Raw genomic sequence first — 17,778 nt, 5'->3', positions numbered from 1 at the left:
GGGGAGCACCGGGTCCTCCTCGGACCAGGGCTGTCGTCCGGGCCCGGCCAATACCGCCAACTCCGCCCGCGAACCGGCTCCACCTGCGAGCATGGCCCCCATGACCACCGCACTGCACTACCGGGACGGCGCGTGGGCGCCGGGACCCGACCCCGTCGAAGAAGCGTGCGCCACCCAGACCGTCGAGGAGGACTGGACGGACTGCGTGGCCCGCGCCGGGTTCGACAACCACCCGTTCGCCGAGTACGGCGGGCCCTGCGCGTTCTCCTACGCCCATCTGTTCGTCGGCGACGACGGCACGACCTTCTTCATGCACATCGCCAACGACCGCTTCGAACAGCACCTGTACTTCCACTCCGTGGTGGACGCCCTGGATCACATGGCCCGTTGGGCACCGGCGTTCGCCCTCCAGCGCGATGACCCCGAACTAGCCGCGCCCGACGTCAGGGCCGCCTCGACCATCCCGAGCTTCACCGGGGACTTCGACGAGGAGGAGCTGACCAAGCTGCGGCAGGCCCCCCACCCCTGAACCGGGCGGGCTCTGGACGCGGAGCCGGGTTCGACGGGGAGTCTCGCGGTTGCGGCGGCCCGAGCCGACCGTGTGCGACCGTGCGAACGGGCGGCACCACCGTGCACGGTGGTGCCGCCGACTCACAGGGGCGCCGGGTCTCATGAAAGGCGGTAGCTCACCCGCCTCGTCTCGATGAGCGTGGCACCCTCCGGCAGCGGCGGGCTGTTCTCGGCGTCTTTTTCGCCCAGAATCCGGAGCCAGATCCCGCTGTCGTGGGCGTAGGGGTCGAGTCGGTCGATGGCCTCCCAGAAGCCGTACGGCAACGGGGCGCAGGTGCAGGCGCAGGTCCGCTGGTTGTAGGTCGGGGTGAAGGGCGAGACGCGTCCTGCCAGCGGCATGCCGTCCTCGTCGGGCTCACCGCCCCGGATCACCTGCACGACTTCCGTGTACAGCTCATCACTGAGCACCGTTGATGACGCCATGGAGTCTTCTCCCTACGTAGAGGAGACGGCACCCGGCAGGGGTGCGCTATTGACTCCAGTATCTCTGTGTTCAGACACAATCGCAAGAAGATATTGTGTTCGAGTCGAAAAATTTGCGGCGATGCGCGCCGCTACGATCGGCAAGGCACGAACGCTCTGCCTGGAAGGGGTTTCCGTGACTGGTGGGCACTCGCCCGGGGTTCGACGGCGACGGTTGTCCGCTGCGCTCAAACGGCTCAGAGCCGCGAGCGGGATGTCCGCGGCCGAGGTGACCAAGCGGCTGGGCTGGTCCTCGGCGACGAAACTGACCAGAGCCGAGCGCAACGAGTGGAAGTTCCCCAAACGCGACGAGGTCGAGGCACTGCTCGACCTCTACGGGGTGGAGGGGGACGATCGCGCTCACCTGCTCAGTCTGACTCAGGAAGCTCGCGGCCGCAGCGATTGGCATGAATACGCCGACCTTTTCACCGGACCGCTACCCGATCTGGAGGCCGAAGCCGTCCGAATCCGGACGTACGAGGCCGTCGTGGTGCCCGGGCTGCTGCAAACCCCGGACTATGCCGCAGCTATCTTCAAGGTTGGCCAGGTCGTCCCACTGGAGCAGGTCGACCGCAAGGTGGAATCGCGGATGGCGCGGCGTGCTGTCCTGGACGCACCGAGCGGCCCCCGTCTGACCGCTGTCATCGACGAACCGGCCCTGCGCAAGGTCGTGGGTTCGCACACCGTCATGGCCGAGCAGTTGCGCTTTCTCACCGGTATGGCCGCCCACTACAAGGTGACTGTGCTCGTGCTCCCCGACGAGGCGGGGGCGCATCCCGCCGTTGACGGTGCCTTCACGCTGTTCGACTTCCCCAGGCCCGAACCGGGCATAGTCTCCATCCCCACCGTGGTGGAGGCGCTGTACGTTGAGGACGCGGACTACTTCGATCAGCACGCGCTGATCTTCGACGCCGTCCAGAACCTGGCGTTGGGCCCCCAGAGATCACTCGACCTCATCGGTTCCATCGCCGCCGAACACGACAAGCGAGCCTGAACATGTTGCTGGAGTTCCGCAAGTCCTCCTACTCCACCAGCGGAGACAACTGCGTCGAGGTGGCCGAACTGCCCACCGGCGCAGCCATCCGCGACTCCAAGAACCCTGAGCTGGGGTTCCTCCCGGTCGGTGCCGGTGAGTGGACCGCCTTCACCCGCCTCATGGCCGCCCAGGCCCCCAAGGCCTGAGTGACTGTTGGGTATGCGGGTGGTTGCGTGAGGTGACCGGCCCGGGTCGCTGACGGGAGAACAGAACATCCCCGCCAGAATTGCGCTGTGTGTGCAGATGCAAGTCCGGCGGGGACGCCCGCCCATGCTACCCCTCCAACCTCTCCGACCCCGTCTGGGAGGTGATCGAGCCCCTCATGCCCGTCCGCGACCAAGCCAAAGGCGGAGCACCCCGCAAATACGACGACCGGCTGGTCTGGAACGCGATCCTGTTCGTGCTGCGCTCGGGTTGCCAGTGGCGGATGATCCCCCACGACCTGATCCCCTGGGACGCCGCCTACCGGTGGTACCGCACCTGGAGGGCCGACGGCACCATCGATCGGATCCACGACGCCCTGCGCGCCCGGGTCCGCGAGGAGGCGGGCCGCGACCGGGACCCCTCGGCGGCGGTGTTGGACTCCCAGTCGATCCTGACCGGGGAGGGCGGTACCGACCGCGGCTACGACGCGGGCAAGCGCACCAAGGGCCGCAAACGCCACCTGGTCGTGGACACGTTGGGGTTGGTGCTGGTGGTCGCGGTGACCTCGGCCTCGGTCCAGGACCGCCCCGGTGGGCGCCGGGTCTTGGAGACCTTGGCGGCCCGGTTCCCGACGGTGGGGCTGGTGTGGGCTGACGCGGGGTACGCGAACAAGGTCGACAGCGGCCTGCTCACCTGGGCGTATGAGACGTTCCGGTTGGTGGTGGAGATCGTTCGGCGCAGCGATGACGCCAGGGGGTTTCAGGTGTTGCCGCGCCGGTGGGTGGTGGAGCGCACGTTCGCCTGGTTGGTGCGCAACCGCCGTTTGGCGCGCGATTACGAACGTTTGACCACGGGTTCGGAGGCCATGGTCAAGCTCGCGATGATCCGGTTGATGGCCACACGGCTGGCCGGTCAGAGCGAGCGGTGGAGCAACCGCTCTGCCGACCAGGCCGTGTAATCACCCGCATACCCAACAGTCACTGAGGGCGCTCCCACGCCCTCCCGGTGGCGGGCCGCAGCTCCGTCCGGCCCGCCACCGCACCCCCCGCGACGGGTTGTCCACAGCCCGAAAAAGCTCCTTCTCCCGCCGTTCCGGACCGCCTAGTCTGAAGGTGTGAGCGAAACCCCCAGCACCCTCAGTGAGCACGAGCACCCCTTCGACGTCGACGCCTTCCTCGCCCGGCCCCTGGTCGCCAGGGTGGCCGTCTCCGACTCCTCCGGCGCGCCCACGGTGCGTCCGGTGTGGTTCCTGTGGGAGGAGGGCGCGGTCTGGTGGATCACCGGCGCCTATTCGCGCATGTCGAAGTTCCTGGCCAAGGGCCCCCGGGTCGCGCTGGTCGTGGACACCTGTGACCTGGAGAGACTGGAGTTCCTCCAGGTCATCATGCGCGGCAAGGCCGAGGTCGTGCCCTACGACGAGGAACGCTCCAGACGCAAGCTCCGCCGCTACCTCGGCGACGACGAGACCACCTGGCCCACCGACTTCAAGGACTTCGACGACGACACACGGCTCGTCCGCTTCATCCCCGAACGGACCATCGTCCAGGACCTGTCCAAGACCCGCCCCTGACCCCGCAAACGGCTGCCGGGCTTCGCGGAGCGGCCCGGAAGCCCGGTCCCGGCACGGCGTGCTCTGTCCTGGAGGGGCACGGCACGCCATGCCACGCCGACTTGGACGAGGCGACCGAGAACACCGGCGCGCGGATCTCCTCCGGTGGTGCCGCGTGCCCGGCCCCTTCCATGCTTACGCGGTCCGCTCCCCCGCGGCAGCCCTCGAAAGACTCCACCCACCCCCTGGCACCACGACACCGGAGGAAGCAGCGATGACCCCCGCCTGGAACGTACCGGGACTGCCCTTCACCCTCTCCCCGTCCTCCGAGGGGGCATGGGCGGTCGAGGAGGAGACCGGCACGGTGACGGCCGCAGCGACCGCCCGCAGCGACCTCTTCATCGCCCCGGACACCGACCCCGGGGACGACGCCGCGACCACACTCAACGCCCAGACCCTGCTCGGCGTTCCCCCGGAGGGCGACTTCCAGTTCAGCGCGCGTGTCACCGTCGACTTCGCGTCGGCCTTCGACGCCGGAGTCCTGCTCCTGTGGATCGACGACCGCCACTGGGGCAAGCTCTGCTTCGAGTACTCCCCCGACCGCGAACCCATGGTCGTCTCCGTGGTCACCCGGGGCGTCTCGGACGACGCCAACGGCTTCACCGTCGACGGCCGGACGGTGTGGCTGCGCGTCTCGCGGATCGGCCGGGCCTTCGCCTACCACGCCTCCCCGGACGGCACCGCCTGGCGGATGATCCGGTTCTTCGCCGTCGACGCCGCCGCGAGCGCCCGGATCGGCTTCGAGGCCCAGTCTCCGACCGGCGACGGCTGCGCCGTCACCTTCGACCGCATCCGCTTCACCGGCGAGCGCCTGGCCGAACTGCGGAACGGTTCCTGAGACGGGGACCGAGCACGGCGCGTGCCCCTTCCGGCCGACCGGGCCTTCCCTGACCCGGCGCCGACCGCGTAGCCTCCGGGCATGTCCGAACTACCCGCGCGTTTGTCCGTCGTGACGCTGGGAGCCCGTGACCTGCCCCGGCTCCGCCGGTTCTACAGGGCCCTGGGCTGGGAGGAGGTCCCGGCCAGCGGTGACGGCTGGTCGGCCTTCCTCCTGGGCGGCGTCCTGTTGGCCCTGTACCCGGTGGAGGAACTGGCCGCCGAGGCGGCGGACGGCGCCCCCGGCCCCGTCGGCTGGTCGGGGATCACGCTCGCCTGCAACGTGGACGGCCCCGAGCAGGTGGACAGCGCCTTCGCGGCCGCGGTGCGGGCCGGTGCCACGGTCGTGGCCGAACCTGTGGAGCGCTCCTGGGGAGGGCGGTCGGCGTACGTCGCGGACCCCGAGGGCAACCGCTGGGAGATCGCCTGGGCGTCGGTGGCCAGGTTCGACGGACGGGGCGCGCTGACCGGCTTCGACGGCTGAGGGCCGCAGCTGAGGGCCGCACCGAGGACGTTCCGGAATGCCGGCCGTACCGGCCTCGTCCCCCGCCGCGGTAGGGCCCCGGCGCCCGTCCGCACCGGCGCGAGGGGCCCGTCGTCACGCGTGGCGCCCCCGGTCTCCTGGCCGGGGGCGCCACGGCGGGGGCTCAGAGCGTGTCGGTCACGCGCTTGCCGTCGCTCTTGTCGATGGTGAAGGAGTCCACGACCGCGCCGTCGGCGGTGCGGGCGGTGTAGCGCAGTCGGGCGCCGTCCACCTCCACGGTCTGGAAGGTGGAGGTGTCGGCCAGCTGCACGCGCACCTCGGCGCCGTTGTCGGTCCAGTTGGAGGCGGAGGCGTCGTACATCTTGGTGCCGGTCACCGCGACGGTGTAGACCGGGCCGGTCTGCACGTCGGGGTCGTCGGTGCGGTTCGCGGTCAGGTTGCCCCGGCCGTAGGAGTGGTCGTGGCCCTGGAGGACCAGGTCCACGTCGTGCTCCTCCAGGGTGTCGAGCCAGGAGTCGCGCAGGGGGCCGTTGTCGCGGCTGGGGCTGTTGGAGAAGACGGGGTGGTGGAAGGTGACCACCGTCCAGGGGTGGGGGTTGGTGGCCAGGGCCTCCTCCAGCCAGCGCTGCTGGGTGTCCAGCCAGGAGTCGGCGCTCAGCGGCGCCGCGTTGCGGTAGTTGGAGTTGAGGACGACGAAGCGCACGCCCTGGTAGTCGGTGTGGTAGACGGTCTGGGGCAGGTGGCGTCCGCCGGTGGGCCCGTTGCCCGCGCCCGGGAACTGCGGGTGCCAGTACCGGCTCAGGGAGAGCAGCGAGTACTCGTGGTTGCCGGGGGCGGCGAGGTGGTTGACGGTGCCGGTGGCCTCGGCTCCGAAGGCGTCGAACCACTCGGTCCACTGCGACTCGCTGTTGGGCGAGTCGACCAGGTCGCCGGAGTGCACGACCAGCTCGGCGTCGGGTTCGGCGGCCAGGGCGGCCCGCGCCACCGTGGCGCCGCCGGTGGAGATGCCGTTCTGGACGTCGCCGAAGTACAGGAAGGTGAAGGGCTCGGCGCCGGAGGCCGCGGTGGTGAAGGTGCGCCAGGGGCTGAAGGCGGTTGCGTCGCCCACGCGGTAGCGGTAGGCGGTGTCGGGGGTCAGGCCGGTGGCGGTGGCGGCGTGGAAGGCGCCGTTGGCCGAGCCGGTGTCGGCGCCCTCGACGGTGGTGACCCGGCCGGGGTCGGCGGCGGGGGCGATCTGCATGACCGGCGGGCCCGATCCGTCCGAGCGCCAGGCGAGGGTCTGGGAGGTGGCGGGGTCGGCCGTGGGCGAGAGGATCACCCGTTCGGGCGCGGTGGCCGCGGACGCGGCGGGTGCGTTGGCGACGACGGGGGTCAGGGCCAGCAGGGTCGTGCCGAGCAGGGCGAGGGCGGGTCGGGCGGCGAAGCGGGACACGGGGGGTGCCTTTCTGCCGGGGAACGCTGACGCAGCGAAGGTAGCCGCCCGCGCGCAACGCGGTGTGAACGCCCGGGGACGATCCGTCGTGGCACGGTGAACGCCGGGCGTGACCGCTGTTACAGGCGCAGGACACCGGGCCGCCTCCGGCACCGACGGCTCCCGCGCCGGTGGCCCTGCGGCGCTGTCCTCACCGGGCACTCCGGATCGGTGGCTTCCGAAGCCGAGAGTCCCCGAACCCGGCGGTTCCGTGCCGTGGCCCCTGGGCTGGTCGCCCCCGAACCCGACGGCCTCTGGCCCAGGTGCTCCCCGAAGCGCCTGGGGGTGCGGAACGCGATCAGGGGGAGTCCGCGCAGATGGGAACGCTCCCAAGGGCCTAGGATCGCACCCATGGAAACACGCGTACTCGGCCGCACCGGCAACAACGTGGGCGTCATCGGTTTCGGCGCCTGGCAGATCGGAGCCTCCTGGGGCGAGGTCAGCGAGACCGACGCCCTGGCCGCCCTGCACGCGGCCGCCGACGCCGGTGTCACCTTCTTCGACACCGCCGACGTCTACGGCGACGGCCGCAGCGAGCGGCTCGTCGGCCAGCTGCTCAAGGAGCGCCCCGGCATCACCGTGGCCACCAAGATGGGCCGCCGCGCCGACCAGGCCCCCGAAAACTACAACCCCGACAACTTCCGAGCCTGGAACGACCGCTCCCGCCAGAACCTGGGCGTGGACACGATCGACCTCGTCCAGCTGCACTGCCCGCCCCCGCGGGTCATCGCCACCGACGCCGTCTTCGACGACCTGGACGCCATGGTCGCCGAGGGCCGCATGCGCGCCTACGGGGTGTCGGTGGAGACCGTGGACGAGGCGCTGACGGCGATCGCCCGACCCAACGTGGCCACGGTGCAGATCATCCTCAACGCCTTCCGCCACAAGCCGCTGGAGAGGGTGCTGCCCGCCGCCCGCGAGGCCGGGGTCGGCATCATCGCCCGCGTGCCCCTGGCCAGCGGTCTGCTGTCGGGCAGGTTCACCGCCGACACCGCCTTCGGCGAGGACGACCACCGCAACTTCAACCGCGAGGGCCAGGCCTTCGACAAGGGCGAGACCTTCTCCGGCATCGACTACGCGACCGGACTGGAGGCGGTGGAGCGCCTGCGCCCGCTGGTGCCCGAGGGCGTGACCATGGCCCAGTTCGCGCTGCGCTGGATCCTGGACCAGGAGGGGGTCAGCGTGGTCATCCCCGGCGCCCGCAACGCCGACCAGGCGCGCGGCAACGCCTCCGCCGCCGGACTGGCCCCGCTCGACCCCGGGGTCCGCGCCCGGGTGGCCGAGGTCTACGACGAACTCGTCCGGCCCCGGGTCCACCACCTGTGGTGAGGGCCTGGGACACCGCGGCGGCCGACCCCGGGGTCGGCCGCCGCTCGTGGGCGCCGGGGGCCGCAGCGGTGACCGCAAGGGTCCACCGCTCCGGCCCCCACCACCGTGATCCTGTACCCACAGCGCGCCTCGACCGCCGACATCGGCTACGAGTACAAGGTCATCGCAGGTCAGAACCGTGTGCCTCGCACCGGCAACGGTTCCGGCCGGTCCGCTAGATCAGGCCCTGGGCCAGCATCGCGCCCGCCACCCGCTCGAACCCGGCCACGTTGGCGCCCAGCACGTAGTCGCCCGGGGCCCCGTAGCGCTCGGCCGCCTCCTCGCAGCGGTCGTGGATGCCCGCCATCGTCTCGGCCAGCTCGGCCTCGGCGTGCTCGAAGGACCACGACGTGCGCCGCGCGTTCTGGCGCATCTCCAGCACGCTGGTGGCCACACCGCCGGCGTTGGCCGCCTTGCCCGGCGCGAACAGCACACCGGCCTCGCGCAGCACCTTGACCGCCTCGGGCGTGGTGGGCATGTTCGCGCCCTCCGCCACCGCCACGACGCCGTTGCGCACCAGCGTGCGCGCCGCGTCGGCGTCCAGCTCGTTCTGGGTGGCCGAGGGCAGCGCCACGTCGCACGGCACGTCCCAGATGCTGCCGCCCTCGACGTAGTGGGCGCCCCCGCCGCGACGCTCGGCGTAGACGCTGATCCGGGCGCGCTCGACCTCCTTGACCTGCTTGAGCAGGTCCAGGTCCAGGCCCTTGTCGTCCACCACGTAGCCGCCGGAGTCTGAGACGGCCACCACGTTCGCGCCCAGCTGCTGGGCCTTCTCCACCGAGTAGATCGCCACGTTGCCCGATCCGGAGACCACCACCCGCTGACCGTCCAGAGCGCGGCCCGACCGCTCCAGCATCCGCTGGGTGAAGAGCACGCTGCCGTAGCCGGTGGCCTCGGTACGCACCCGCGAGCCACCCCACTCCAGGCCCTTGCCGGTGATCACACCGGCCTCCCAGCGGTTGGCCAGGCGCCGGTACTGGCCGAAGAGGTAGCCGATCTCGCGGCCGCCCACGCCGATGTCCCCGGCCGGGACGTCGGTGTGCTCACCCAGGTGGCGGTGCAGCTCGGTCATGAACGACTGGCAGAACCGCTCGATCTCCGTATCGGAGCGGCCCTTGGGGTCGAAGTCGCTGCCGCCCTTGCCGCCGCCGATGTTCATGCCGGTCAGGGCGTTCTTGAAGATCTGCTCGAAGCCCAGGAACTTGATCACGCCGAGGTTGACGCTGGGGTGGAAGCGCAGCCCGCCCTTGTAGGGGCCCAGCGCGCTGTTGAACTCCACCCGGAAGCCGCGGTTGACGTGCACCCGGCCCTGGTCGTCACGCCAGGGCACCCGGAAGATCACCTGGCGCTCGGGCTCGCACAGGCGCTCCAGGATGTGCTGCTCGGCGTACTCGGGGTGCCGGGTCAGGGCCGGGGAGAGGTCGTCCAGGACCTCCAGCACCGCCTGCTGGAACTCCGGCTCGTCGGGGTTGCGGCGCACGACGTGCTCGTAGGCGGATCGGACTCCGGGGTGGTGGTCACGGCCTGCCTCGTCGGCGAAGGGCATGGGTGAACGTTCCTTTCAGCACAGGTGGAACGGGCACCCCACACGCCGTTGTGTCGGGAACCTCGAACACGCGCACGCTGGCGCAACACATGGTGGTGATCCCAGGCCCTGAGGTCCTCACGCCTGCGGATCGTGGCTGTATGAGGAGTGTATTACCTCGATGTAAACATAAATCCTTCGCGTCCGCGCTCGGTCGCCCCCTCCGGGAAACCGGTGTCGTCACTGGCCAGCGCATGCACAAACGGGTGTTGTGCCCGGGGAGGGGCGGGGTCGTTCCCCGCCGCCGGTGTTTCCACTGTGTTGCCTTCGGGTGACGCTGTGCGGAACCGGTTTTCGCATTCCGGAATCCTGGCGGTGCCCCCGGCCGAGGTCCGGCGCGTCCGCTCCCGTGCCCGCCGAGGCCTCCGGGGGGCGGACGCTCCACGGACCCGGGCCGCGTAATCCCTTTGCGCGGCAGCCGTGCGGGGGAAGATGATGTCCCCATGCGCGTGGGAGTAGTGGGACTGGGGATGGGCCTGCACCTGGCGGCGTGGGCCGCCAGGCTGGGCATGGACGTGGTGGCGGCCTGCGACCGCGACCCCGCCCAGCGCGCCGCGGCCCGCGAGCGGCTGCCCGGCGCGGTCCTCACCGAACGCTGGCGGGACCTGCTCGAACAGGACCTGGACGGGGTGGTCCTGGCCAACGACTTCGACGCCCACGCACCCCTGGCCCTGGCCTTCCTGGACCGCGGCGTCCACGTGCTCTCCGAGACCGCCGCGTGCGCCGACGAGGCCGAGGCGAGGGCGCTGGTCGCGGCGGCCGACCGCTCCTCGGCGACCTACTCCCTGGCCGAGAACTACACCCTCCACCCGCACGTGCTGCTCGTCCGCGAGGCCGTCCGGGCGGGCGAACTGGGCCGGATCAACCTCATCGAGGCCGACTACCTGCACGGCATGTCCCCCGAGGGCGTCACCGGGCTGACCGGCGATCCCGCCCACTGGCGCGGACGCATCGCCCCCACCGCCTACTGCACCCACTCCCTGTCGCCGATCCTGGCGATCACCGGTGCGCACCCGGTGGAGGTCAGCGCGTTCACCGTGGACGAGGCCGCGCCGCGCCAGGCCAGCACCATGGTGGTGCGCCTGTCCACGGGCGCCCTGGCCGTCACCCGCAACGGCTTCCTCCAGGGCGAACCCGACAGCCACTGGAGCTGGGTGTCGGTACGCGGCACCCTCGGGCTGGCCGAGTCGGTGCGGGCGCGGGGAGAGCGCGCCTGGTCGGTGCGCGTGCGCCACGAGGGGTGGACCCGCCCCGACGGCGACGCCCGCGAGGAGGAACGCGTCCCGCCCGCGCTGCTGCTGGACGGCGAGCCCGTGGAGCGCGGGGCCGAGGGCACGGTGCGCCTGCTGCGGGGCTTTCGCGACACCATCGAGCACGGCGCCGAGCCGCTGGTGCCGGTACGCGCGGCCGTGGCGGCCTCACTGGTCGGGGTGGCCGGGGCCGAGTCGCTGGCCCGCGGGTCGTGCCCGGTCCCGGTTCCGCTGCTGTGATCGGGGTTTCTCCTCCTCCGGGACGACCCCGAACGCGGCGCGGCCTCCCCTTGGACGGTCGGCGGCACTAGTTTCGAGGTGGACCCGCCGCCGCAGGTCCTCGACGCCGAGGAGAGCGATGACCCACCCGAGCGACACCGACAGCGGCACCGACAACAGGGGGAAGCGGCTGGCAGGCGGCATGATGACCACGGTGTTCCGGTACGGCGGCCACGTCGTGCGCACCGCGACACCCGCCGCACCCGCCATCCACGCCCACCTGGGCGCCCTGGCCGAGAGCGGGTTCAGGGGCGCTCCGGTGCCGCTCCGGCTGCGCGACGACGGCCGCGAGGAGCTGACTTTCGTGGAGGGGGACGTCGCCCTCCCGCCGTTCCCCGACTGGGCGTTCACCGAGCACACCCTGCGCTCGGCCGCCGAACTGCTGCGCCGCTACCACGACGCCGCCGCACGCGTGCCCGTGGACGCCTCGGCCGCCTGGAACACCGGCGCCACCGGGATGGCCGACCCCGCGGGCGGTCCCATCCTGTGCCACAACGACCCCTGCCTGGAGAACATCGTCTTCCGCCGGGGCCGGGCCGCGGCCCTGATCGACTTCGACCTGGCCGCACCGGGCCGCCCGGTCTGGGACGTGGCGGCGCTGGCCTACTACCTGGCGCCCGCGCTCGACCCGGTCTCGGCCGCGGGGACCCCGCACGGGGAGAGCGACGTCGCGCACCGGCTGCGCCTCCTCGCCGACGCCTACGGGCTCTCCCCCGACGACCGCCGCGCCCTGCCGGGGGTGATCGAGGAGTACACGGCCGTCGCCCGCGTCTTCGTGGCCGAGCGGGTCGAGAACGGTGACGCGCTGTTCGCCCGCGACCTGGAGCGGATGGGCGGATGGGAGCGCTGGGACCGCCGCCAGGCCTGGTTGGCCGACCAGCGCGCGGTGTTCGTCGGGGCGCTGACGCCCTGAGCCGGGCGGCGGATCCCGGGCCCGTCCGCCGCCTCAGGCTCCGCGCCGGGAGATGACCACCAGGTACCGGCAGTCCGCACCGGTGGGGTTGTGGAACTCGCAGGGCTCGGGCGGGCCCAGGTGCAGGCAGTCGCCCCGCTCCAGCACGTGTTCCACACCGCCCTCGCGGAAGGCCAGCGTGCCCTCCAGCACCCAGATCTGGTGGTGGGTGAGGGCGTAGGCCTGCGCGGGGAAGCCCACCCGCGCACCCGGCGGCAGCTCCACCTCCACCAGTTCGATCGGGCCGCCGGACGCGGGCGAGACCGCGCGCCGCCGGTAGCCCGTCCCGGGATCGGTCCACACGGGCTGCTCGTGCGCGCGGACCAGGCGGCGGTCTCCCCGCTCGGCGCGGGCGATCAGCTCCGACAGGGTGATGCCCAGCGCGGCGGCGATCCGCCCGAGCAGGGAGGCGGTGGGCTGGGCCTCGCCGTTCTCGATCCGGCTGATCATGCCCCGGGAGACCCCGGACAGCTCGGCCAGCGCCCCTCCGCTCAGCCCGCGGGCCCGGCGCAGCTCTCGCAGGGTCGAAGCCAGGGCCGTGCCCAGTGTGTCACTCATGGCGTTCACTATAGGGAGCAGAAAGGAATACCATAGTCGACATGACTTCGATGCCGACCCTCACAGTCCGCGACGCGACCCCCGCGGACGCCCCGGCGTGCGCGGCCATCTACTCCCCCTACGTCACCGACACCGCGATCACCTTCGAGTACGAGCCGCCCACCGCCGGGCAGATGGCCGAGCGGATCGCCGCGGCCCAGCGGCGGCACGCCTGGATCGTGCTGGAGGACGCCGACGGGGTCGTCGGCTACGCCTACGGCGGGCCCTTCCGCGCCCGTGACGCCTACCGGTGGTCGTGCGAGGTCAGCGTCTACCTGGCCATGGGCCGCAGGCGCACCGGCGCGGGGCGCGCCCTGTACCGGGAACTGCTGCCCCGCCTGGCCGAACGCGGCATGCGCACCGCCGTCGCGTGCATGACCCTGCCCAACGAGGCCAGCCTGGGCCTGCACCGCTCCCTGGGCTTCGAGGACGTGGGCGTCATGCGCCGGGTCGGCCGCAAGTTCGACGCCTGGCACGACGTCGCCTGGGCCCAGATCGACCTCACTCCCGCACAGGGCTGAGACCGGCTCCCACCGGCGGGGAGCGCGGTCCCCGCTCGTTCCGTCTGCGCCGGAGGGCGCACGCCGCCCGAGGACTCCCCCGGACCCCGGCCGTATGCTCGTCAACGGTCCCATGTCCCCACCATCCCCCGGGAGCACCGCCGTGTCCGTCCCACCCGCGCGCCACCGGAGCTCGGGGCTGGCCTTCGCGCTCGCCTCGGCACTCGCCTTCGGCGGATCGGGCGTCTTCGCCCGCCCCCTGCTGGACGCGGGGATGGACTCCCTCCACGTCACCTGGCTGCGCGTGGCCGGTGCGGCGCTGCTGCTGGCTCCCGTGGCCCTGGCCCACTGGCGCACCGCCCGCCGCCGCCCGCTGCTGGTCCTGGCCTACGGCGTCTTCCCGATGGCCGGGGTCCAGGCCCTGTACTTCGCCTCCATCGCGCGCATCCCCGTGGGCATCGCCCTGCTCATCGAGTTCCTCGGCCCGGTCCTGGTCCTGCTGTGGCTGCGCGTGGTGCGCCGCACCCGGGTCTCCCCCGCCGCCGTGGTCGGCGTGGTCCTGGCCGTGGCCGGGCTCGGCCTGCTGCTGGAGGTGTGGGCGGGCGTGCGCCTGGACGCGGTCGGCGTGGGGCTGGCGCTGGGCGCCGCCGCGGCGCAGGCCGTCTTCTTCCTGCTGTCGGACACCATGGGCGAGGACACCCACCCGCTGGCCGTGGTCGCCTTCGGCTCCCTGGTCGCCGCGGTGCTGCTGGGCGTCCTGGCCCGGCCCTGGACGCTGCCCTGGCACATGCTCGCCGACCCGGTCGCGCTCGGCGGGTTCTCCTTCCCCGGTTGGGCGACGGCCCTGTGGCTGGGCCTGGTGTGCACCGCGCTCGCCTACTTCCTCGGCATCTCGGCGGTCCGGCGCCTGTCCCCGCAGGTCGCCGGGGCGGTCGCCTACCTGGAGGTGGTCACCGCGATCGTGCTGGCCTGGGTGCTGCTGGACGAGGCGCTCACCCCCGTGCAGGCCGTCGGCGCCGCCGTCATCGTCGCGGGCGCCCTCGTCGCCCAGACCGCCGTGCCCCCGGCCCCCGCACCGCCCGAGGCCGACCCCGAGCAGCCGCCGGTCACCGCCTCGCCCTGAGGAACGGGGAACCGCGCGCCGACGCCACCGGAACGCCTCACCGGGCGGGCCGCACACGCGGGCGGGCCCGGCGGAAGGAGATCCTCCCGCCGGGCCCGCCCGCGTGCCGGTGCCGTATCCGATGCCCGGATCAGGCCTCGCCGGTGGCCGCCTCGACCTCCGCGATGAACTGCTCCGCGGCCTCGGCCGGGGTCAGGTCGCCGAAGGTCAGGTCCTCGGTGACGCGCTTGGTGATGTCCACGACCTGCCCGGCGCCGATCGGCGGCGGCGGGTTGCCGTCCACGATCGTGCCCTCGATCTCGGACAGGAACACCGCGCTGCGGGCGTCGGCCTCGGGCAGCGAGTCGATGACGTGGGCGCGCACGTCCACGTTGGCGGGCAGACCGCGGTCGGCCAGGATCAGCTCGGCGGCCTCCTCGCTGTTGAGCAGGAAGTCCACGAACAGCGCCGCCTCCTCCGGGTGCTCGGTGCCCGCGGAGATGGAGTAGAACATGGCCGGCTTGAAGAACATGCCGGTGCGGTCCTCGGTGCTCTCACCCGGGTAGCGCAGCAGTTCGATGTCGCGGCCGGAGGAGGCCGAGATGCCGCCCAGCTGGTTGGTCCAGAAGTGGGCCATCGCGCCCTGGTTGGTGGAGAGCACCGACTGGTCGGGGCCGCCCGCCTCGATCTCCACGCTCTCGGCCGCGCCGGGCTGACCGCCGTTCTCCACGAGCTGCTCGGTGACGGAGAACCACTCCTCCAGCGTCTCCTGGGAGAAGCCGAGTGATCCGTCCTCGGCGTAGAGGTTCTCCCCGCGCTGGCGGGCGAAGATCTGGAAGCCCGTCTCGTTGTAGGACATGCTCTGCGTGCCCACGACCTCGCCGTCGGTGGCCTCGCTGATCTGGGCCGAGATCTCGATGTAGTCGTCCCAGGTCCACGTCTCGTCGTCGGGCATCTCCACGCCCGCGTCCTCGAAGGCCTGGGGGTCGGCCAGGATCGCGTAGGCGTTCACGCCGGTGGCCACACCGAAGGTCTGCCCGTCCAGGTCGCCGCTCTCGGCCACCAGCGGGTCGATCCCCGACAGGTCCAGGTCGACCTCGTTGAGGTCGAGCAGGGCGCCGCGGTCGCCGTACTCGCGCAGGTAGCGCTCCTCCTGCGTGATGATGTCGGGGGCGTCGTTGGCGGCGGTGCTGGTGGCCAGGCGGTCCCAGTAGCCCCCCCAGTCGGTGTACTCGGGGACGATGGTGATGCCCGGGTTCTCGGCCTCGAACAGGTCGATGACCTGCTGGGTGGTGGAGTGGCGGTCGTCCGCGCCCCACCAGGAGAAGCGCAGCTCGACCGTGCCGTCGTCGGCCTCGGAGCCGCCACAGGCGGTGGCCGCCATCACGATGGCGCCCACTCCCGCGGCCACGGACAGGAAAGGGCTGCGGCGACGGGCCTGGGGGCGCCCGTTGCCAGGGTGTGCGTGCATGTGTTCGGTTCCCTTCGACTACTTGATTCCGGTGGTGGCGATGCCCTTGACGAGGTATCGCTGACCCGCGAGGAAGAAACCGAAGACGGGGCCCAGGGCGACGATCGACATGGCGAACAGCGGACCCCAGGAGGTCTGCGAGGTCGAGTCGACGAAGGTGCGCAGGGCGACGGGGACGGTGTACATCGACGGGTCGGTGAGGAAGATCAGCTGGCTGAAGAAGTCGTTCCAGGTCCAGATGAAGGTGAAGATCGCGCTGGTGGCCAGGGCCGGCAGGGACAGCGGCATGATGATCTGGAAGAAGATGCGCACGTGGCCGCAGCCGTCGATGCGCGCCGCCTCGTCCAGGTCGCGGGGCAGTCCGCGGATGAACTGCACCATGAGGAAGATGAAGAACCCGTCCGTGGCCAGCAGCTTGGGCACGATCAGCGGCAGGAAGGTGTTGATCCAGTCCAGCTCGGCGAAGAGGATGTACTGCGGCACGATCACGACGTGGATCGGCAGCATGATCGTGGCCATCATGACGGCGAAGAACAGCCGCTTGCCGCGGAACTCCAGCCGGGCGAAGGCGTAGGCGGCCATCGAGCAGCCGATGAGGTTGCCCACGATCGCCCCGGCCACCACGATCGCCGAGTTGAGCAGGTAGTGGTGGAACGGGAACTGGAGGGCGTTCCACCCCTCGGTGTAGTTGCCCGGGGTGAAGGTCTCGGGGATCAGGCCCGGAGCGCGGAAGATCTCCTCGGTGGGCTTGAACGAGCTGGAGAGCATCCACAGCAGCGGGTAGAGCATGACCAGCCCGAAGGCGATGAGCCCGATGTGCGTGATCAGCCGTCGTGTGCGTTCGGCCCGCGTGCGCTTCTGCGAGGTCACGGGGGGCATTGTCTTAGTCGCCATAGAAGACCCAGTACTTGGAGGCGATGAAGTTCACCGCGGTGAACCCGCCGATGATCAGCAGCAGCAGCCAGGCCATCGCCGAGGCGTAGCCCATGTCGAAGGAGCCGAAGCCGCGCAGGTAGAGGTAGAGCGTGTAGAAGAGCGTGGAGTCCGAGGGGCCGCCGGTGCCGCCGCTGACCACGAACGCCTGGGTGAAGGTCTGGAAGGCGTTGATGAACTGCAGCACCATGTTGAAGAAGATGATCGGGGTGAGCATCGGCACGGTGATGTTCCAGAAGCGGCGCAGGGGGCCCGCACCGTCCACCGAGGCGGCCTCGTAGTACATGGCGGGGATCTGGCGCAGACCCGCCAGGAAGATCACCATGGGTGCGCCGAAGGTCCACACGTTGAGCACGATCAGGGTGCCCAGCGCGTAGTCGGGGTGGGAGACCCAGCCCTCGCCCTGGATGCCGAAGAAGCCGAGCACCTGGTTGATCAGGCCCTCCGCGCCGAAGACCTGGCGCCACAGGATGGCGATGGCCACGCTGCCGCCGAGCAGGGAGGGCAGGTAGTACACCGACCGGTACAGGGGCAGGCCCCGCACGCCGCGGTCCAGGATCATCGCCAGGGCCAGGGCCAGGGCGAGCTGGAGCGGCACCGACACGAACACGTAGACGAACGTGACCCTGAGCGCGCTGTGCAGGCGCTCATCGTCGAACATCCGCTGGTAGTTCTCCAGGCCGACCCACTCGTAGTCGCCGATGAGGTTGTAGTCGGTGAAGGAGAAGTACAGGGAGGCCAGGAGGGGGCCCGCGGTGATGAGCACCAGGCCGACGAACCACGGGGCCAGGAAGCCGTAGGCGGCGAGGTTCTCGTTCCGCCGCTTGCCAGGGGCCGGGCTCTTGCCGACCCTGCGGCGCGGCTTGGCGCCGGCCGGGGCGTCGGGGGCCTTGGCGGGCCGCCGTTGCAGGAGGGCGCTCACGGGGATCCACCCTCCTGTGGGGCCACCGCCGGAGCGCTGGCGGGCGCGTGCGGTCCTGGATTCATGGAAACTGCCAATCTCGTTCGGAGACGCGTACGCTGTGGGCGAGAACACGTGCTGAACTGCCTGAACATGTTCTGGTAAGCGCTATCCACGTACTAAGATGT

The 17,778-nt window shown here is 71.3% G+C and carries 19 protein-coding genes; 12 read left to right on the top strand and 7 right to left on the bottom strand.

Annotation, left to right across the window (positions count from 1 at the left end; translation table 11 throughout):
• Positions 1 to 100: 100 nt before the first annotated feature.
• Positions 101 to 529 carry a hypothetical protein gene (locus AC0VX6_RS13990; protein WP_274977965.1) on the top strand — a complete coding sequence of 143 codons (429 nt, stop codon included), beginning with the start codon at positions 101 to 103 and terminating at the stop codon, positions 527 to 529.
• 140 nt (positions 530 to 669) lie between these two features.
• Here the strand turns inward: AC0VX6_RS13990 and AC0VX6_RS13985 are convergent, their stop codons facing one another.
• The gene (locus AC0VX6_RS13985; protein WP_274977964.1) at positions 670 to 993 is read right to left on the bottom strand and encodes a hypothetical protein; all 324 of its coding nucleotides are present in this window, start codon (positions 991 to 993) and stop codon (positions 670 to 672) included.
• Between the two features lie 121 nt (positions 994 to 1,114).
• On the opposite strand from AC0VX6_RS13985, the gene AC0VX6_RS13980 reads away from it, so the two are divergent.
• The 6 genes from AC0VX6_RS13980 (at position 1,115) to AC0VX6_RS13955 (ending at position 5,181) form a co-directional block, all read left to right on the top strand.
• A complete protein-coding gene (locus AC0VX6_RS13980) occupies positions 1,115 to 2,026 on the top strand; it encodes a helix-turn-helix domain-containing protein (RefSeq protein ID WP_274977963.1) in 912 nt (303 codons plus the stop codon).
• Between the two features lie 2 nt (positions 2,027 to 2,028).
• Positions 2,029 to 2,214, top strand: a complete 186-nt coding sequence (locus AC0VX6_RS13975) for a DUF397 domain-containing protein (RefSeq protein WP_475469077.1) — start codon at positions 2,029 to 2,031, stop codon at positions 2,212 to 2,214.
• A gap of 89 nt (positions 2,215 to 2,303) precedes the next feature.
• Positions 2,304 to 3,170 carry an IS5 family transposase gene (locus tag AC0VX6_RS13970; RefSeq protein ID WP_475467140.1) on the top strand — a complete coding sequence of 289 codons (867 nt, stop codon included), beginning with the start codon at positions 2,304 to 2,306 and terminating at the stop codon, positions 3,168 to 3,170.
• A 156-nt stretch (positions 3,171 to 3,326) separates the two neighbouring features.
• Positions 3,327 to 3,782, top strand: coding sequence for a pyridoxamine 5'-phosphate oxidase family protein (locus AC0VX6_RS13965; RefSeq protein ID WP_274977961.1), 456 nt, complete (start codon positions 3,327 to 3,329; stop codon positions 3,780 to 3,782).
• A gap of 253 nt (positions 3,783 to 4,035) precedes the next feature.
• Positions 4,036 to 4,659 carry a DUF1349 domain-containing protein gene (locus AC0VX6_RS13960; protein WP_475469075.1) on the top strand — a complete coding sequence of 208 codons (624 nt, stop codon included), beginning with the start codon at positions 4,036 to 4,038 and terminating at the stop codon, positions 4,657 to 4,659.
• An 81-nt stretch (positions 4,660 to 4,740) separates the two neighbouring features.
• The gene (locus AC0VX6_RS13955; protein ID WP_274977959.1) at positions 4,741 to 5,181 is read left to right on the top strand and encodes a VOC family protein; all 441 of its coding nucleotides are present in this window, start codon (positions 4,741 to 4,743) and stop codon (positions 5,179 to 5,181) included.
• A gap of 163 nt (positions 5,182 to 5,344) precedes the next feature.
• On the opposite strand, the gene AC0VX6_RS13950 is transcribed toward AC0VX6_RS13955, so the two are convergent.
• Positions 5,345 to 6,613 carry a purple acid phosphatase family protein gene (locus AC0VX6_RS13950; RefSeq protein ID WP_475469072.1) on the bottom strand — a complete coding sequence of 423 codons (1,269 nt, stop codon included), beginning with the start codon at positions 6,611 to 6,613 and terminating at the stop codon, positions 5,345 to 5,347.
• A gap of 390 nt (positions 6,614 to 7,003) precedes the next feature.
• Here AC0VX6_RS13950 and AC0VX6_RS13945 point away from each other — a divergent pair, with 390 nt between their 5' ends.
• The gene (locus AC0VX6_RS13945; RefSeq protein ID WP_274977957.1) at positions 7,004 to 7,981 is read left to right on the top strand and encodes an aldo/keto reductase; all 978 of its coding nucleotides are present in this window, start codon (positions 7,004 to 7,006) and stop codon (positions 7,979 to 7,981) included.
• 214 nt (positions 7,982 to 8,195) lie between these two features.
• Here AC0VX6_RS13945 and gdhA read toward each other — a convergent pair whose 3' ends face one another.
• On the bottom strand, positions 8,196 to 9,566 hold the full coding sequence (gene gdhA / locus AC0VX6_RS13940) for an NADP-specific glutamate dehydrogenase (protein ID WP_274977956.1): 1,371 nt from the start codon (positions 9,564 to 9,566) through the stop codon (positions 8,196 to 8,198).
• 482 nt (positions 9,567 to 10,048) lie between these two features.
• On the opposite strand from gdhA, the gene AC0VX6_RS13935 reads away from it, so the two are divergent.
• Both AC0VX6_RS13935 and AC0VX6_RS13930 read left to right on the top strand, forming a co-directional pair.
• Positions 10,049 to 11,095, top strand: coding sequence for a Gfo/Idh/MocA family protein (locus AC0VX6_RS13935; RefSeq protein ID WP_475469070.1), 1,047 nt, complete (start codon positions 10,049 to 10,051; stop codon positions 11,093 to 11,095).
• Between the two features lie 118 nt (positions 11,096 to 11,213).
• The gene (locus tag AC0VX6_RS13930) at positions 11,214 to 12,047 is read left to right on the top strand and encodes a phosphotransferase (RefSeq protein WP_274977954.1); all 834 of its coding nucleotides are present in this window, start codon (positions 11,214 to 11,216) and stop codon (positions 12,045 to 12,047) included.
• A 33-nt stretch (positions 12,048 to 12,080) separates the two neighbouring features.
• Here the strand turns inward: AC0VX6_RS13930 and AC0VX6_RS13925 are convergent, their stop codons facing one another.
• On the bottom strand, positions 12,081 to 12,644 hold the full coding sequence (locus tag AC0VX6_RS13925; RefSeq protein WP_274977953.1) for a helix-turn-helix domain-containing protein: 564 nt from the start codon (positions 12,642 to 12,644) through the stop codon (positions 12,081 to 12,083).
• Positions 12,645 to 12,676: 32 nt separating this feature from the next.
• Here AC0VX6_RS13925 and AC0VX6_RS13920 point away from each other — a divergent pair, with 32 nt between their 5' ends.
• Positions 12,677 to 13,204: an N-acetyltransferase family protein gene (locus tag AC0VX6_RS13920; RefSeq protein ID WP_475469343.1), complete on the top strand. Its 528-nt coding sequence runs from the start codon at positions 12,677 to 12,679 to the stop codon at positions 13,202 to 13,204.
• 142 nt (positions 13,205 to 13,346) lie between these two features.
• Positions 13,347 to 14,306 carry an EamA family transporter gene (locus AC0VX6_RS13915; RefSeq protein ID WP_274977951.1) on the top strand — a complete coding sequence of 320 codons (960 nt, stop codon included), beginning with the start codon at positions 13,347 to 13,349 and terminating at the stop codon, positions 14,304 to 14,306.
• 130 nt (positions 14,307 to 14,436) lie between these two features.
• On the opposite strand, the gene AC0VX6_RS13910 is transcribed toward AC0VX6_RS13915, so the two are convergent.
• The 3 genes from AC0VX6_RS13910 to AC0VX6_RS13900 are packed head-to-tail and all read right to left on the bottom strand — an operon-like array spanning position 14,437 to position 17,611.
• Positions 14,437 to 15,756: an ABC transporter substrate-binding protein gene (locus AC0VX6_RS13910; protein WP_274977950.1), complete on the bottom strand. Its 1,320-nt coding sequence runs from the start codon at positions 15,754 to 15,756 to the stop codon at positions 14,437 to 14,439.
• A gap of 18 nt (positions 15,757 to 15,774) precedes the next feature.
• A complete protein-coding gene (locus AC0VX6_RS13905; RefSeq protein WP_248770397.1) occupies positions 15,775 to 16,650 on the bottom strand; it encodes a carbohydrate ABC transporter permease in 876 nt (291 codons plus the stop codon).
• The gene (locus tag AC0VX6_RS13900; protein WP_274977949.1) at positions 16,640 to 17,611 is read right to left on the bottom strand and encodes a carbohydrate ABC transporter permease; all 972 of its coding nucleotides are present in this window, start codon (positions 17,609 to 17,611) and stop codon (positions 16,640 to 16,642) included. The genes AC0VX6_RS13905 and AC0VX6_RS13900 overlap by 11 nt, the downstream gene beginning before the upstream one ends.
• Positions 17,612 to 17,778: the final 167 nt, after the last annotated feature.

The organism is Nocardiopsis sp. iso_25, from assembly GCF_056173305.1.
Note: the sequence above shows the minus strand (reverse complement) of the source record. Positions and strands in the feature narration are given on the sequence as shown.

Excerpts from the sequence above, each read along its gene's own strand:
- AC0VX6_RS13990 (WP_274977965.1), top strand. The coding sequence starts at position 101 with ATGACCACCGCACTGCACTACCGGGACGGCGCGTGGGCGCCGGGACCC.
- AC0VX6_RS13985 (WP_274977964.1), bottom strand. The coding sequence starts at position 993 with ATGGCGTCATCAACGGTGCTCAGTGATGAGCTGTACACGGAAGTCGTG.
- AC0VX6_RS13980 (WP_274977963.1), top strand. The coding sequence starts at position 1,115 with ATGCGCGCCGCTACGATCGGCAAGGCACGAACGCTCTGCCTGGAAGGG.
- AC0VX6_RS13975 (WP_475469077.1), top strand. The coding sequence starts at position 2,029 with ATGTTGCTGGAGTTCCGCAAGTCCTCCTACTCCACCAGCGGAGACAAC.
- AC0VX6_RS13960 (WP_475469075.1), top strand. The coding sequence starts at position 4,036 with ATGACCCCCGCCTGGAACGTACCGGGACTGCCCTTCACCCTCTCCCCG.
- AC0VX6_RS13955 (WP_274977959.1), top strand. The coding sequence starts at position 4,741 with ATGTCCGAACTACCCGCGCGTTTGTCCGTCGTGACGCTGGGAGCCCGT.
- AC0VX6_RS13945 (WP_274977957.1), top strand. The coding sequence starts at position 7,004 with ATGGAAACACGCGTACTCGGCCGCACCGGCAACAACGTGGGCGTCATC.
- gdhA (WP_274977956.1), bottom strand. The coding sequence starts at position 9,566 with ATGCCCTTCGCCGACGAGGCAGGCCGTGACCACCACCCCGGAGTCCGA.
- AC0VX6_RS13935 (WP_475469070.1), top strand. The coding sequence starts at position 10,049 with ATGCGCGTGGGAGTAGTGGGACTGGGGATGGGCCTGCACCTGGCGGCG.
- AC0VX6_RS13930 (WP_274977954.1), top strand. The coding sequence starts at position 11,214 with ATGACCCACCCGAGCGACACCGACAGCGGCACCGACAACAGGGGGAAG.
- AC0VX6_RS13925 (WP_274977953.1), bottom strand. The coding sequence starts at position 12,644 with ATGAGTGACACACTGGGCACGGCCCTGGCTTCGACCCTGCGAGAGCTG.
- AC0VX6_RS13910 (WP_274977950.1), bottom strand. The coding sequence starts at position 15,756 with ATGCACGCACACCCTGGCAACGGGCGCCCCCAGGCCCGTCGCCGCAGC.
- AC0VX6_RS13905 (WP_248770397.1), bottom strand. The coding sequence starts at position 16,650 with ATGGCGACTAAGACAATGCCCCCCGTGACCTCGCAGAAGCGCACGCGG.